This window comes from Foliimonas ilicis, from assembly GCF_039939195.1.
In the GTDB taxonomy this organism is placed as follows: Bacteria; Pseudomonadota; Alphaproteobacteria; order Rhizobiales; family Rhizobiaceae; genus Foliimonas; species Foliimonas ilicis.
Genome location: NZ_JBDUUH010000003.1, coordinates 54758 through 69014 on the forward strand (window position 1 = coordinate 54758; position 14257 = coordinate 69014).

General features: G+C 56.9%; 15 protein-coding genes. 12 read left to right on the forward strand and 3 right to left on the reverse strand.

The annotated features are described in order from the left end of the window. The first annotated feature begins 17 nt into the window (after positions 1–17). From ABFT80_RS08415 to ABFT80_RS08450, 8 genes are all read left to right on the forward strand, one after another. On the forward strand, positions 18–509 hold the full coding sequence (locus tag ABFT80_RS08415; protein WP_347971445.1) for a TRAP transporter small permease: 492 nt from the start codon (positions 18–20) through the stop codon (positions 507–509). After that, positions 506–1786: a TRAP transporter large permease gene (locus ABFT80_RS08420; protein ID WP_347971446.1), complete on the forward strand. Its 1281-nt coding sequence runs from the start codon at positions 506–508 to the stop codon at positions 1784–1786. Before ABFT80_RS08415 ends, ABFT80_RS08420 begins: the two co-directional genes overlap by 4 nt. A gap of 72 nt (positions 1787–1858) precedes the next feature. Then, positions 1859–2893, forward strand: coding sequence for an Ldh family oxidoreductase (locus ABFT80_RS08425; RefSeq protein ID WP_455189906.1), 1035 nt, complete (start codon positions 1859–1861; stop codon positions 2891–2893). After that, entirely contained in the window at positions 2883–4094 is a 1212-nt protein-coding gene (locus ABFT80_RS08430; protein WP_347971448.1) for an iron-containing alcohol dehydrogenase, read from the forward strand. The genes ABFT80_RS08425 and ABFT80_RS08430 overlap by 11 nt, the downstream gene beginning before the upstream one ends. A gap of 29 nt (positions 4095–4123) precedes the next feature. Further along, positions 4124–5566 carry an NAD-dependent succinate-semialdehyde dehydrogenase gene (locus tag ABFT80_RS08435; protein WP_347971449.1) on the forward strand — a complete coding sequence of 481 codons (1443 nt, stop codon included), beginning with the start codon at positions 4124–4126 and terminating at the stop codon, positions 5564–5566. Positions 5567–5601: 35 nt separating this feature from the next. Next, positions 5602–6687, forward strand: coding sequence for an isocitrate/isopropylmalate dehydrogenase family protein (locus tag ABFT80_RS08440; RefSeq protein ID WP_347971450.1), 1086 nt, complete (start codon positions 5602–5604; stop codon positions 6685–6687). Between the two features lie 13 nt (positions 6688–6700). Next, positions 6701–7576, forward strand: a complete 876-nt coding sequence (locus ABFT80_RS08445; protein WP_347971451.1) for an NAD(P)-dependent oxidoreductase — start codon at positions 6701–6703, stop codon at positions 7574–7576. Between the two features lie 88 nt (positions 7577–7664). Further along, positions 7665–8312: a hypothetical protein gene (locus ABFT80_RS08450; RefSeq protein WP_347971452.1), complete on the forward strand. Its 648-nt coding sequence runs from the start codon at positions 7665–7667 to the stop codon at positions 8310–8312. Positions 8313–8337: 25 nt separating this feature from the next. Here the strand turns inward: ABFT80_RS08450 and ABFT80_RS08455 are convergent, their stop codons facing one another. From ABFT80_RS08455 to ABFT80_RS08465, 3 genes are all read right to left on the reverse strand, one after another. After that, positions 8338–8769: a GFA family protein gene (locus tag ABFT80_RS08455; RefSeq protein ID WP_347971453.1), complete on the reverse strand. Its 432-nt coding sequence runs from the start codon at positions 8767–8769 to the stop codon at positions 8338–8340. A 94-nt stretch (positions 8770–8863) separates the two neighbouring features. Beyond that, positions 8864–9481, reverse strand: a complete 618-nt coding sequence (locus tag ABFT80_RS08460; protein WP_347971454.1) for a glutathione S-transferase — start codon at positions 9479–9481, stop codon at positions 8864–8866. Beyond that, positions 9478–10245, reverse strand: coding sequence for a GntR family transcriptional regulator (locus ABFT80_RS08465; protein WP_347971455.1), 768 nt, complete (start codon positions 10243–10245; stop codon positions 9478–9480). The genes ABFT80_RS08460 and ABFT80_RS08465 overlap by 4 nt, the downstream gene beginning before the upstream one ends. A gap of 158 nt (positions 10246–10403) precedes the next feature. Here ABFT80_RS08465 and ABFT80_RS08470 point away from each other — a divergent pair, with 158 nt between their 5' ends. The 4 genes from ABFT80_RS08470 to ABFT80_RS08485 all read left to right on the forward strand — a co-directional run bounded on the left by ABFT80_RS08470 (position 10404) and on the right by ABFT80_RS08485 (position 14210). Continuing rightward, positions 10404–11156, forward strand: coding sequence for an SDR family NAD(P)-dependent oxidoreductase (locus ABFT80_RS08470; RefSeq protein WP_347971456.1), 753 nt, complete (start codon positions 10404–10406; stop codon positions 11154–11156). 28 nt (positions 11157–11184) lie between these two features. After that, entirely contained in the window at positions 11185–11694 is a 510-nt protein-coding gene (locus ABFT80_RS08475) for a TRAP transporter small permease (protein WP_347971457.1), read from the forward strand. A gap of 9 nt (positions 11695–11703) precedes the next feature. Further along, positions 11704–13008 carry a TRAP transporter large permease gene (locus tag ABFT80_RS08480; RefSeq protein WP_347971458.1) on the forward strand — a complete coding sequence of 435 codons (1305 nt, stop codon included), beginning with the start codon at positions 11704–11706 and terminating at the stop codon, positions 13006–13008. An 80-nt stretch (positions 13009–13088) separates the two neighbouring features. Further along, the gene (locus tag ABFT80_RS08485) at positions 13089–14210 is read left to right on the forward strand and encodes a C4-dicarboxylate TRAP transporter substrate-binding protein (protein ID WP_347971459.1); all 1122 of its coding nucleotides are present in this window, start codon (positions 13089–13091) and stop codon (positions 14208–14210) included. Positions 14211–14257 lie beyond the last annotated feature (47 nt).

Below are 14257 nucleotides of genomic sequence, written 5' to 3' on the forward strand. Positions count from 1 at the left end.
TTGAGGGAGGAGACGTGATGCGCTCAAGGCTCGCATCCGCCAGCGAACGGCTAATTTCGCTGACGCATAATATTTCTGCCGTTTTGCTGGCCGTCGCGACCGCGCTCGTGTCCATACAAGTCATCACGCGCTTCGGCATTGGTCATGCTGCCGCGTGGACGGAAATCGTAGCGCGCGGGGTCGTGGTCTGGATGGTGTTCATGGTCTCCGGCGCTGGTTTTCGCTACGGCGCGATGATCCCGCTGGAATTCATTCGTGACATCGTCCCGGCGCCTATCAAGCGCGTGGTCATGATCGCGGTGACGACGCTGGTGCTTGTGTTTCTCGGCGTTCTGGCCTGGTACGGCACGATGATGGCGCTGCGGGTCAGCGGCCAGAAGATCGCTATGCTTCATATTTCGATGGCCTGGTTTTACGCGGCCATTCCGGTCGGTGCGGCACTTGCTGTCCCAGGCATCCTTCTCGCCCACTTCTCCCCCCGCGAACTTTCGAAGGACATGCACGAATGAACGTCGCTCTCGTCACCGCGCTGATCTTTCTGTTCGCGCTTTCAGTTCCAGTCGCAGTCGCCATCGCGCTGTCTGCAATCTTCGGCATTACCTTCTTCAGCAATCTGCCTTTGCTTGTTGTTCCTCAAAAGATGTTCAACGCGCTGGACAGCTTCCCGCTTCTGGCCATTCCTTTCTTCATTCTGGCCGGAAACCTGATGACACATGGCGGCGTTTCGCGCCGTCTGGTGGATTTTGCCAAGGGTCTTGTCGGCGGCATTCAGGGCGGTCTGGCAAGCTCATGCGTCATCACATGCATGATTTTTGCGGCAATCTCCGGCTCGTCCGTCGCCACGACATTCGCGGTCGGTGCGATCCTTATTCCGGCAATGGTCCGGCATGGTTATCCAGTTCGCGTGGCTGCGACCGTCCAGGCCGCTTCTGCCGAACTGGGCGTCATCATACCTCCATCGATTCCGATGATCCTTTATGCGGTCGCGACGGAGACTTCAGTCACGCAGCTTTTCATTGCGGGTATCGGACCAGGCCTGCTCATCGCGACAGCACTTCTCATCATGGTGCAGATCTGGTGCAGGCTGAAAGGATACGGAAAGGAAGACGGTGCAAATCGCGAGCCCTTCCTTAAGGTGACGTTCAATGCCGTCTGGGCGTTGATGCTTCCTGTCATCATCATCGGCGGAATTTATGGTGGTATTTTCACGCCTACCGAAGCTGCAGCTATAGCTGCTGTGTATGCGCTGGTGGTCGGGCTCTTTATATACAAGGAACTGAAACTTTCGGACCTGCCGCAAATCTTCCGCGCTTCCGCTATCTCTACCGGCGCAGTTATGCTGATCATTTCGGCGGCTGGACTCTTCTCGTTCCTGATCAGCCTCTCGGGCATCCCGGCGACGATCGGCGAATGGTCGCGTGGCAGCTTCGACAGCTTTGTCACCTTCCTGCTGTTCGTGAACATTCTGTTGTTCGTAGTCGGAATGTTCGTCGAAACGTCAGCAGCAATTCTTGTGCTGGCACCGATCCTTGCGCCGGTGGCTATCGCCTACGGTGTTGATCCGGTTCATTTCGGCATCATCATGATCGTCAATCTCGCCATGGGAATGATCACGCCACCGCTTGGGGTGAATCTTTTCGCCGCTGCAACGGTTGCCCGAATACCCGTGCAGACGATGTTCCGACCGCTGATCTTCCCCGTGACCACCGTGATCGCAGCTTTGATGCTGATTACATATGTACCGGCGATCACCTTGTGGCTGCGCGATCTGTCGCTTGGCAATTGATGAAGTGGCATCGCGCGTCGATTTTCACCGACGCGCGATCCTCCCGAAAGCAGAAGAACGACAAGGACTGCAATGCCACGCTTGAACGAAATCAGATCTGCCGGACTTGCCGCATTGAAGGCGGCTGGCGTCGCGGACGTAGACGCAGAGACGCAACTGTCCCTGCTGCTCGAAGCGGAGTTGCGGGGCACGGCGTCACATGGCCTTCTGCGGCTTCCACGCATCGTTGAGCGGATTGCGAGCGGGGCAACCAATCCCGCAAGTCGCGGAAAACATAGCTGGCGGGGCCATGCACTTCTCGACGTCGATGGTGAGCATGGACTAGGTCCGGTTGTCGCTATGGCCGCGTTGGAAGAGGTATCCGCCCGTGCCAGGGAAACCGGTATCGCAGCAGCGGCAATCCGCAACTGCGACCATCTCGGAATGCTTGCCTGGTATGCCGAACACGTCGCGAAACAGGGGCAAATCCTGATCGGCATGACGATCAGCGAGGCATTGGTCCATCCATGGGGCGGCAGGCGCGCAATGCTTGGCACCAATCCGATCGCGATTGGCATTCCCGCAGACCCGGAACCTTTCGTTCTGGATATGGCGACCAGCCTCGTTTCCATGGGCAAGATTCACGATTACGCCAATCGCGGCGAGCCCGTCCCCGACGATTGGGCGCTTGATGCGGATGGCAATCCGACGACTGATGCCGAAGCCGCCAAGAAAGGCTCGATCGCCCCGTTCGGCGGAGCCAAGGGTTATGCTTTAGGCCTCGCATTCGAGCTCCTCGTTACAAGCCTCACCGGTGCCGCTATCGGCACGGACGTCAAAGGCACGCTGGATTCGCACAACGCCTGCAACAAGGGCGATGTCTTTATCGTGCTGGAACCGGCGAGCGGCATGGCGTCCGTCATTGCCCGTTTCATGGATCAGGTGCGCGCTACCGATCCGGCTGACGTAAATTTTCCAGTTCGCATACCCGGCGACAGGGCGCTGCAGACGCGTGATACGCTGTTGGACGACGACATCCGTTTGGCTCCTGAAATCTGGGAGCGTATTCAAATACTTGCCAAGAAAGAGCGCCTGACGGGCGAAGAGGAGAATAACCATGCGGCTTGATTATGGTGTGACGCGCGCACCTGCACGGCTTCTGTTCGGACCCGGCCAGCGTCGCGCGATAGGACGTGCCGCTGCCGATCTTGGGAAGCGCGTGCTGATTTGCACTGACAAGCGTTTTGCGCAATTGCCGGTGATGAGCGAAATCCTCGACGATCTGAAGGCGCATGAACTGGACGCGATCGTTTTCGATGCGACCGAAGCGGAATTGCCGCTCGCCGGCATTCTGGAATGCGTCGAAACCTTTCGCGATTTCGACCCGGAAGTGGTGATCGGGCTTGGCGGCGGCAGCTGCCTGGATCTCGCGAAACTGGTGAGCTTGCTGCTGTCTTATCCTGGCCCGCTCTCTCAGTATTACGGAGAGTTCAAGGTGCCCGGCCCGATCCGCCCGCTGATCGCTGTTCCAACGACGTCCGGCACCGGTTCGGAAGTAACGCCGGTTGCAGTACTTGCCGATCCTGAGCGGACGATGAAGGTCGGCATTTCAAGCCCGGCGCTCATTCCGCATACGGCAATCTGCGATCCTGAATTGACGCTGTCCTGCCCCAAGGCGTTGACGGCAATTTCAGGTGCCGATGCCTTGGCGCATGCCATTGAGGCGTTTGCTGCGGTCGCGCGCCCGGCCGATCCGCAAATGGCGATGGAGCGGGTTTTCGTCGGCAAGAATACGCTGAGCGACCAATATGCGCTCAGCGCAATCAAGCTCATATTTTCCAACCTCGAACGCGCCGTGGAAAATGGTGAAGACATCGAGGCGCGCTCGGCGGTCATGCTGGCGTCAACCTATGCTGGTCTTGCATTCGGCAGCGGCGGCACAGCCGCGGCGCACGCCATACAATATCCGGTAGGTGCGGAAACACATACCGCGCACGGGCTGGGTGTGGGCATATTGCTGCCCTACACGATGGACTTCAATGCCTCCGCTGCCGCTGCTGATTATGCAGAGATTGGGCGTGCGATAGGGGTGGCCACAGCAGCAGATTCCGATGAAAAGGCTGCAACGGTGGCAATTGCAAGCGTGCGGGAATTGTTTGCCCGCATCGGAATTCCGGCGACTCTAAGAGAAATCAAAATCGCGGATGATAGGCTCGATGCGCTTGCCGAATTGTCGATGAACGCAGCGCGTCTCGTCGAGAACAATCCGATGCCGCTGAACCCCGGTGCAATCAAATCCATACTGACGCGTGCCCTGAGCGGGATTTAAGCCGCGCACGAGAACTGAAAGAGGAAATTATGACTGAGATGAATTACCCAACGGACCTCTTCATCGGCGGCAAATGGCGGAAGGGCAGCCGGGACAACCGTATTGCCGTGATAAATCCTTCAGATGGTGCTGTGCTCGATCGCGTTGCCGACGCGGATGCAGGCGATGCGATCGCCGCCGTTGATGCTGCAGCCAATGCCGCATCGGCATGGGCCGCAACGCCTGCGCGCAAGCGGTCTGAAATCCTGCGCAAATGCTTTGAGCTGATGACGCGCGATGCGGAAGCTTTGGCCCGTTTAATCTCCCTCGAAAACGGCAAGGCGCTCAAAGATGCGCGTGGTGAAGTCGCATATGCGGCAGAGTTTTTCCGCTGGTTTGCGGAAGAGGCGGTGCGCATAAATGGCGATCTTTCCGTTGCACCATCCGGCGCGAACCGCATTCTCGTGCAGTATCAGCCGATCGGTGTTTCACTGATGATCACGCCGTGGAATTTCCCGGCTGCAATGGCAACGCGCAAGATCGCACCGGCATTGGCAGCGGGTTGCACATGCGTCTTGAAACCCGCCACGGAAACCCCGTTGACGGCCTATGCCGTAGCGAAAATATTGAGCGAAGCGGGCGTTCCCGATGGTGTCGTCAATGTCATCACTTCTTCCACGACCTCGGAAGTTGTGAATGCGATGCTCGACGATCCGCGTGTCAGGAAGCTGTCCTTCACGGGTTCGACCGAGGTTGGACGCATCCTTCTCCGCAAGGCGGCAGATCAGGTCATTCATTGCTCGATGGAACTGGGCGGAAACGCGCCATTTGTCGTTTTCGACGACGCCGATATGGACAAGGCCATCGAGGGCGCGATGGTCGCAAAAATGCGCAATGGCGGTGAGGCATGCACCGCAGCCAACAGGCTCTATGTTCAGCGCGGCGTGGCTGACGAATTCGCCCGCCGTCTGGCGGCGCGCATGGCGGCGATGAAGGTGGGTGCCGGTGCGGATGCCGACACCGATTGCGGACCGCTGGTGAATGCCGCTGCCGTCAACAAGGTTGCAGAACTGGTGGATGACGCGGTTTCGCGTGGAGCCAAAATTCTTTGCGGTGGAAAGAAAAGCGGTGGGCAGGGATATTTCTATCCGCCGACAGTTCTGGTCGATGTGCCGGAAGACGCGGCATTGGCGCGGGAAGAAATTTTCGGCCCCGTTGCTCCGGTATACGTCTTCGATACGGAAGAAGAGGCGATAAGGCTCGCCAACGATACCGAATATGGACTGGTCGCTTATGTCTATACGACCGATCTTTCGCGCGGCCTGCGAGTCTGCGAACGGATCGAAGCCGGGATGCTGGCGCTTAATCGCGGTCTGGTATCAGATCCTGCCGCGCCGTTTGGCGGGGTCAAGCAGAGTGGCCTTGGTCGCGAAGGTGCGCATCACGGCATGCTTGAATTCATGGAAGCAAAGTACATCGCGACCGATTGGTAAGTCGGCATTTACATTTATTTTGAGGGAGTGCCGACATGGCGAAATACCGAATTGCAACGATCGAGGGCGATGGCATCGGCCCGGAGGTCGCACAGGCCACGATGCAGGTTCTCAAGACTGCGTGCGGCTCCAGCACGCTCGATTTTCAGATGTTCGATGGCGGGGCAGGGCATTATGTAAAAACCGGCCACGTGCTGCCGGATGATACGTTCGCGGCCTGCCGTGATCTGGATGCCATTCTGCACGGAGCCGCAGGACTGCCGGGCGTTGTTTATCCTGATGGAACGGAGGTCGGAAACGACCTTCATTTGCGCCTGAGATTCAAGCTCGATCTTTACGCCAATGTCCGCCCGGTAAAGCTCTTGCCGGGTGTGCTTTCGCCGCTCCGGGCTTTCGACAATGGCGGCATCGATTATGTCATCATCCGTGAAAACACCGAAGGGCTTTATGCGAGCCGTGGCGCCGGCGTGCTTCTGCGTGACGAGTTCGCTTCCGACAGTCTTGTCATCACCCGCAAGGGGACCGAGCGCGTTGCGAAATTCGCATTCGAGCTGTCGAAAAAGCGAAATGGCGCGCTGCGCGATGGAAAGCGTCGCGTAACCGTCTGCGACAAGGCCAATATTCTTCGCTCCTACGCATTCTTTCGCGCGGTTTGCGACGATGTTCATGTCAATTATCCCGAGGTCGACATCGACTACGCTTACGCCGATGCCATTACCGTCCACATGGTCAAGCGCCCCGATTTCTATGACGTTATCGTCGCGGAAAATATGTTCGGCGACATCATTTCGGACCTTGGTGCCGCCACTGTCGGCGGCATGGGAATTTCACCTTCTGGCGAAATCGGCGATGGTCACGCGCTTTTCCAGGGCGCACACGGTTCCGCGCCGGATATTGCGGGACAAAATCTTGCAAGTCCGGTCGCTACCGTTCTTTCCGGCGTTATGATGCTGCGCTGGCTTGCGGATAAGCATAGTGATGACGAACTCGCGCAGGCGGCGGATCGGATCGAGACGGCCGTTGGCAAGGTGCTTCTGGAAGGTCACGCCGTACCGCATGATCTTGGCGGCAAGGCCACCTGCACCGACGTTACCGATGCGATCTGCCGTGCGATGAATTGATAGGGACGATAAAATGACAAAGCCCAAAGTTGGAATGATCGGCGTCGGCCTTATGGGGCACGGCATTGCGCTCAACGTCGCGAAAAAAGGCTGGCCTCTGGCCTATCTCGACCATCCCGGCAACCAGCCGGCGGACGATCTCAACGAATTGGGTGCGAAATCGATCAGCGACAAGAACGAACTCGCCCGCCAGAGCGATGTCATCATTCTGTGCGTCAGCGGAACGCCTCAAGTCGAAAGCATTTTGCTTGGGGATGAGGGCATATTGAAGTCCATTCGTCCCGGAACGGTCATCATCGATTGCTCGACTGCAATTCCGAGCTCTACCGAAAGCATCGCCGCAGCAACCGCGGCAGCAGGCGGGCGCTTTCTGGATTCGCCCATGACGCGTACGCCGCTTGAAGCCGCACAGGGACGGCTCAACCTTCTCATCGGCGGTGACAAGGCCCTGTTTGAGGAAATGCTGCCGCTATTGCAGAGCTTTTCGGAAAACACCTTCTACGCCGGGCCTGCCGGATCGGGGCACAAGCTGAAGCTTTTGCATAATTTCGTATCTCTCGGCTTTGTGACGCTGTTGGGAGAGGCTGCGGCCTGCGCGAAAAAGGGCGGAATTTCGCCCGAAGTCTTCGTCGATGTGCTGACCAAGGGCGGCGGATATGGCGCGGCCCTTGATCGTGTCGGCCCCTTCGTTCTTTCGGGCGATAATTCCAAGATGAAATTCGCGGTGTCGAACGCGCAGAAAGATCTGTCCTATTACGTCAGGATGGCAACCGACCTGGATACGCAAAACGGCGCGGCCTCAGGCGTTCTCTCGTCGTTGAACGACCTCGTTGAAGCTGGCCATGGAGACGCGTATCTCTCCGAAATTTCTGCGAAGTTGCAAAAGTAATTTCGGGGTGTCCTCAACCAATGGGAATAATTTAATAGAATAGAGGTGAAAGAATCCGCATATTTGATGCTTGCAGGGGGGTATTTGCATGAAAAGTGCAGCGACAATCTCCAATTCGGCAATTTTAGGCCACAGCTTTAGTCGCGTTTTGTCCGTTGCTTGCGTGGTATTTGCGGTTTCGGCTCTGCCCGCAATTGCGCAAACCGAGGTGATCGATCGGCTGGATATGCCGGATCCGATCACGCTGGATGGAACGGCACATCAATTGGCGTGGAGCTCTCAGCCCAATCCGAATTACATCAAGCAGGAATATGTGCCGGCGGGACAGGCAGTGGAGACCTACAGCAGCATGTTGTTGCTGGAAGTTCTGACTGGCGATCTCGCGCCAATCGATGCGGCCACTGTCCAGATGAATACCTTGATTGAGCGCAAAAGCAAAGACCCGCTTGTAAATATGGATTTGATGCAAAACGACAAAAGCGGTGAAGTTTTTCTGGACTTCATCGTCTCCTCAAAAGACGCAAACGGTGAGTATATCGTGGAGTGGAATGCGTATCGCTACGTCCGCCATGTGGATAGAAGCGGCGACAAGGGCCTTTTGTTTTTCGCTGTCAGCCGTCGTGCTTATGGCGATGACAATTCGCGCAGTTTCCTCCAGAATCTGAAGACATTGAGGCCTGCTCTGCGCAATGCGCTTGTGAGTTCACCGCTGCCGGATATCGACTGGAATCCGTGACAGTCGCTTTCTTTCAACTACACAATCACTCAGCCGGAATGTATTTGAGGGTTCCGGCAAGTCGCGGACCGGTTGAACCCTTTATGTCCATCGGATGGTTGATGCCATCGTTTACAGGCACTTCTTCAAAGTCAAAGGGGCTTACGCCTTCGAGGCAGGCTGCATTGACGCCGTAGAAATCCGGGTTCGAGCGTGGCTTGTGGAATGTATAAATTCCGCATTTCGAGCAGAAATAGTGCTCGGCTGCATTCGTGTTGAACTGATATTTCGTAAGAGCGTCATCGCCGGAAAATACGGTTATGCCATCTTTCGCAGCCGAGATTACGACGGCGCCTTTCAACTGGCAGTATGAGCAGGTGCAGCGCCGTGCCGTATGAAGTCCGTTCTTCAGTTTGACGTTGAAGCGAACAGTTCCGCAGTGGCACGATCCATCAATCTCCTGAACGTCGAAATTCATGGAATCATCCTTTTTGAACGGCACACAGTTGACGTTCTTTCATAGAGAATGGGCTGCCGATGCTCAAGCAGTCCACTCTCTAAAGTGTGCGGGATCAGCCGGATGGAAACGTTGCCTGCATGGATGGGCGCTTCGATATTTTCTCGAACCATGCCGACAGGTTCGGATGCCTTGTGCGCCAATCCTTGTTGGCGAAACGGAAATCGAGATAGCCGAGCGTGCATGCAATGGCGATTGCGCCGGCATGGAAATCGCCCGACATCAGGGGCAGCCAGCGTGTCTCGAGATCGTCCAGACCAGAATCGATCTTCTCCATCTGACCGTCGTACCAATCATCCCACTGCAACTCACCCGGCCGCATGATGCGCTCGTAACGGCATAGCAGCGCTGCATCGAGCATCGAGTCACCCAGCGCTTCCAGGGTCAGAACGCTGAACCGCTGCTCATCCTGAGGATAGAGCGTAGGTTTTTCGCCGATGCTATCGACGTAAAGGCATATGACGCGTGAATCGAAAAGCGGTGTGTCGTCTTCGAGAAAGGCGCTTGGGACCTTTCCCGACGGATTGTGCACAACGATGCGCTGGTCGCGCTTTACCGGTCCTGCGGCTGAATCGAGCAGTTCGATCTGGCCTTCAATCCCATGTTCGCGCGCTACGACGAGCACCTTGCGAACAAAGGGAGAGGCTGGCGAATAGAAAAGTTTGAGCGTCATACGGACTTCCTTTTTCGTGATCTTTTTCGACTTTCGGTGACATCCTCGTCGACAACGGGAACCCGCAGAAAATCGTCAGGATGGGATTTCAATCTTCCGAGCAGGTGTTGCGCTGCGAACGCGATGTGTTCGTACATGATGCCTCCGGCACGTTGAGCGTCGCGCTGCCTGAAGGCTGCGACCAGCCGGTGGTGGTCGTCGTGGGACCGCTCGATGATCGCATGATTGTCCCACATGATAATTCGATCGGAAGCCAGAGGAACGCTGTGCAATTGCTGCGTGAATGTGACGATCCAGCGGTTGGCCGCGGCATTCATGATCCCGGTATGGAAATCCACATTCATCTGACGATAGGGCGGCAGAGCTTCTGCCGTGAGGACGCCGCCCGATATCAGCCTGTCGCCTTCATCAACCAGTGCCTGCAAATGGCTGATTTCCGCTTCGGTTATGCGAGGGGCGGCGAGGCGGCAGGCGAGCGCTTCCATCTCGGCACGAATGCGGAACGCGTCCATCATCTCGGTGATCGAGAATTCGCGCACCCTGAACCCGCGATTGGATTCGTAGCTGACCAGACCAGTCTGCGACAGTGTCGTGAGTGCAGTGCGCAGAGGCGTGCGCGATACGCCCAGCATGTCGGCCAGACGGTCCTGATGCAGCCGCTCTCCCGGCGCCACCTTGCCGGACAAGATGTGTTCGCGCAGCAGAGTAAGTACCTGCTCGGAACTCGTGACGACTGCGTGGTCGTCTTCCGTAACCCATTCCATCCGATCCTCCTTTTGGTTCGCGCCGGATGGTGAACCAACATTTTGGATTGAGCTACCGATTTAATAATGTATTCAAAAATGCGCAATAGTGATGTTTAGGATTTACATATTGCGCCTTTTGTGTTCATTTTCGCCTCATTCAAGTGGAGGAGCGTTTAGTGAGTGAAGTTTGTCTCGTGACCGGTGCGGCCGGCGGGATCGGCAAGGCGATCGTTCGTCGCCTGGCTTCCGATGGATTTCAAATCCTGGCAACGGACCTTCATGTCGATGATGCGCGTGCAGCAATTCGCGACTTGCCGGGGAGCGGCCATAGTGCTGCAGCGCTGGACGTTACATCCGAAAAAGCAGTGGCGGATCTCTTCGCCGAACGAGCTGAGCACTCCATAGGATCGGTTGTCGCAGCCGCCGGAATCCTGTTGTTCGCACCTGGTGGCGATCGGCCTGCCATTACGGAAATTGAAGTTTCGGACTGGGAGCTGACGCATCGCGTAAACAGCACCGGGACCTTTTTGCTTATGCGAGAATATCTGCGCCGATGCGCGCGTCAGCCGGTTAAGGCAGGGCGCTTTATCGGGTTCTCATCGGTTGCCGCGCAACTGGGCGGCTACCGGTCGAGCGCCGCTTATATTGCCAGCAAGAGCGCGGTCATGGGTCTTATAAAGGTTGGTGCGCGCGAGGCGGCCCATATGGGCGTGACCATCAATGCGATCGCGCCCGGCCTTATCGATGCACCGATGCTTCGCCAATCCCTGTCGCCGGATCAGGACCAGCAGGCGACAGCGAACATTCCCCTGCAGCGCATAGGTACGCCAGAGGATGTTGCAGGATCGGTCTCGTTCCTGATGGGGCCGGACGGGGCGTACATCACCGGCGCGGTAATCGATGTGAATGGCGGTTATCGGATGCAATAGCAGCCGGATTTTCTGGGAGGAAAAACAAATGGCTAGGCTCTCAAGCCTGTTGACCAGCGCACTCGCGCTGATTGCCGGTATCGCGATGGCGCTGATGATGCTCCACGTGATGGCCGATGTTGTCGGAAAATATGTATTCCACAAACCGGTTCCCGGCACTGCCGAGGTGGTTGCCAATTACTACATGATCGCCGGTGTGTTTTTGCCGCTTGCATGGGTCGAGGCGAAGAACGGCTCGATCGTCGTCGAGCTTGTTTTCGACCTAGTGTCGGCGCGCGCGCAAAAGGCGATGGTCTTTATCGCGCATCTTTGCACGACGATTTTTTATGCCGGTCTGGCGTGGTTTTCGTGGGATGTCGCGATGCGCGCTTACCGCATCAACGAGACGCTCGACGGCATCTGGCGCGTCGTCATCTGGCCCGCGAAATTCATGCTCCCATTGGGTTTGGCCATTGCAGTCGTCGTTCTGATCCTACGCATGATCAACGGTCCACAATCCCAGGATGCCGAAAATCATTCGGCGTCAGAAACCTACTGAGGCGAGACAATGGAACGTATTGAAATCGGCTTCATGGGTCTGGCGGCGGTTCTCGCACTCATCGGTCTTAGGGTTCCGATCGGTGTTGCGATGGGCGGCACCGCATTCTTCGGAATTTACTTCATGATGGGCTGGCGGCCAGCCGTCGGCATTGCCAAGGGTGTGCCCTACAATCTCATCGGCGACTGGAATCTATCCGCCGTCCCGATGTTCCTGCTCATGGGGTACATCGCTGTCGAGGCAGGTCTGACACGAGGCCTTTTCGGAGCGGCCAGAATATTCCTGGCGCGTATACCTGGAGGCTTGGCATCTTCGACGGTTGTTGCAAGCGCTCTCTTCGCCTCGGCGAGCGGATCGAGCGTGGCGACGGCTGCCGCATTTTCGAGGATTGCCGTACCGGAGATGCTGCGCGCCAACTATCAGCCCGGCCTTGCGACCGCTTCCGTCGCCGCTGCCGGAACACTCGGCTCGATGATCCCGCCAAGCGTTCTCATGATTGTCTTCGGCCTTCTTATGGACGTGTCGATCAGCACGCTCTTTGTTGCCGGCATCATTCCGGGGGTCCTGACCGCGGTCATGTTCATTGTGATGATCACTATCAGATGCTGGGTAAACCCGGAGCTGGCGCCTGCAACGAAGGTGGAAATCTCGGCCGAGGAAAAGCGTGCGCTTCTTCTCGATGCCTGGCCGCTTCCAGTCCTTATTGCGGGTGTGATGGGAGGTATCTTCACAGGTATATTCACCGCTACCGAAGCAGGTGCAGTCGGTGCATTCCTTGCTTTTGCGATTGCGCTGCTGCGCGGGCGGCTGACCATGCCGGTGATACGCAAGGCGCTTGTCGATACGGCGTCCGGCACGTCTTCGATCTTCATTATCGTTGTGGGTGCAGCACTTTTCGCCCGCTTCGTTGCGCTTGCAACCCTCCCGACATGGATAATGGGCTTCTTCGAGGGCTTCGACACGATCACGGTCATCCTGATGATCTGCGTCCTGTTCCTCATTCTGGGTGCGGTACTTGAGAGCATATCCATCATGCTTCTGACCTTGCCGGTGCTTGCGCCTCTGCTGGCATCGCACAACATCGACATGATCTGGTTCGGCATATTGACGATCAAGCTTCTCGAGATCGGCCTCGTCACGCCGCCTGTCGGCATGAATGTCTTTGTCATCAAATCGGCGATGGGATCACGCGTCTCGCTCGGCACGATTTTCAAGGGCGTGTCGTGGTTCATTGCGGTCGATTTTATCACTCTGGGACTTTTGATCGCATTCCCGATCATCACGCTTTGGCTTCCGGGAATGATGTCCTGGTGAAACCCTCCGGCAACCGCGGAAACAGTCGGCGGAACGGAGTTCTACGCGCCTCTTGGGGACGCACAATAAGGGAGAGAGAAATGAAAAATCTATTTGCATCGGTTGCGGCGCTTGCGCTGCTTTCCGTGACCACTGCTCAGGCAGAAACTTACCAAGCAACCAACTGGATGACGCCCGTTCATATCTTGAACGAGTTTCCCTATCAGAAATTCTCCGAAGACGTGAAAGCAGCCACCAATGGCGGCATCGAATTCGAGATTTACTCGAGCGGATCGCTGGTGCCTGCGCCAACCACGATGCAGGGCGTCTCCGACGGTGTCGCGGCGCTCGGTATCGTCTATCCGGCTTATACGCCTTCCGAACTTCCGTTGAACAATGTCGTAAACGATCTCGTCTTCGTCTCGGATGATGATTTCGCGGCAGCCTTTGCCTGGACCGAGCTGGGTCTGACAAACGAGCGGTTGATCGCCGAGTGGAAAGAGAATGGCGGTCTTTTCGCGGGGGGTTATTCGACACCGGTCTACAACTTCATGTGCATCAAGGAGATCACGTCTCCGCAAAGTGCCGCAGGCCTGAAAATCCGTACTGCCGGTGGTGCGCAGACGGCCTGGGTTCAGGCGCTTGGTGCCGTTCCGGTCTCCGTCCCGATCGGCGACGTCTATTCCGGTCTGGAACGCGGATCGATCGACTGCACGATGTCCGATCCAACCAATCTTGATAAGGGTAACAAATTCTGGGAGGTCGCCAAGACCGTAAATCTCGCCCCGATGGGCGTCGTGCTCGGTGCGACTTATGTCTACAATATCGATTTCTGGCAGGGCTTGCAGCCGGAGCAGCGCCGCGTGCTCCTGGACGAAATGGCAGTGGGCCTGGCGCGTTCGCAGGTCGCTTATCATGTCGGCGTAACTGCTGCGCTCGACGGTTCCCGCGAACGGGGACTCAACGTAACGGAACCAAGCCCCGAACTTCTGACGAAGCTGGATGAGTTCAAGAAAAGCCTCGTCGCGGACCTGCCAAAGCAGGCCGTCTCCGTGCGCAATGTCGAGGACCCGACAGACATTATCCAGGCGTATCTCGAGCTCGAAACCAAGTGGAAGGCGCTGTTTGCAGACGTCGATCGCACCGACCCTGATGCGGTTGCCGCAATCGTTCGCGAGAATCTCTACAAGGGCATCGACGAGAACACTTTCGGAATGAACTGACATCATCCGGCGACGCGCTGATGGCGCGTCGCCGGTTCCCGTTTTGG

Excerpts from the sequence above, each read along its gene's own strand:
- ABFT80_RS08415 (WP_347971445.1), top strand. The coding sequence starts at position 18 with ATGCGCTCAAGGCTCGCATCCGCCAGCGAACGGCTAATTTCGCTGACG.
- ABFT80_RS08420 (WP_347971446.1), top strand. The coding sequence starts at position 506 with ATGAACGTCGCTCTCGTCACCGCGCTGATCTTTCTGTTCGCGCTTTCA.
- ABFT80_RS08425 (WP_455189906.1), top strand. The coding sequence starts at position 1,859 with ATGCCACGCTTGAACGAAATCAGATCTGCCGGACTTGCCGCATTGAAG.
- ABFT80_RS08430 (WP_347971448.1), top strand. The coding sequence starts at position 2,883 with ATGCGGCTTGATTATGGTGTGACGCGCGCACCTGCACGGCTTCTGTTC.
- ABFT80_RS08435 (WP_347971449.1), top strand. The coding sequence starts at position 4,124 with ATGACTGAGATGAATTACCCAACGGACCTCTTCATCGGCGGCAAATGG.
- ABFT80_RS08440 (WP_347971450.1), top strand. The coding sequence starts at position 5,602 with ATGGCGAAATACCGAATTGCAACGATCGAGGGCGATGGCATCGGCCCG.
- ABFT80_RS08445 (WP_347971451.1), top strand. The coding sequence starts at position 6,701 with ATGACAAAGCCCAAAGTTGGAATGATCGGCGTCGGCCTTATGGGGCAC.
- ABFT80_RS08450 (WP_347971452.1), top strand. The coding sequence starts at position 7,665 with ATGAAAAGTGCAGCGACAATCTCCAATTCGGCAATTTTAGGCCACAGC.
- ABFT80_RS08455 (WP_347971453.1), bottom strand. The coding sequence starts at position 8,769 with ATGAATTTCGACGTTCAGGAGATTGATGGATCGTGCCACTGCGGAACT.
- ABFT80_RS08460 (WP_347971454.1), bottom strand. The coding sequence starts at position 9,481 with ATGACGCTCAAACTTTTCTATTCGCCAGCCTCTCCCTTTGTTCGCAAG.
- ABFT80_RS08465 (WP_347971455.1), bottom strand. The coding sequence starts at position 10,245 with ATGGAATGGGTTACGGAAGACGACCACGCAGTCGTCACGAGTTCCGAG.
- ABFT80_RS08475 (WP_347971457.1), top strand. The coding sequence starts at position 11,185 with ATGGCTAGGCTCTCAAGCCTGTTGACCAGCGCACTCGCGCTGATTGCC.
- ABFT80_RS08480 (WP_347971458.1), top strand. The coding sequence starts at position 11,704 with ATGGAACGTATTGAAATCGGCTTCATGGGTCTGGCGGCGGTTCTCGCA.
- ABFT80_RS08485 (WP_347971459.1), top strand. The coding sequence starts at position 13,089 with ATGAAAAATCTATTTGCATCGGTTGCGGCGCTTGCGCTGCTTTCCGTG.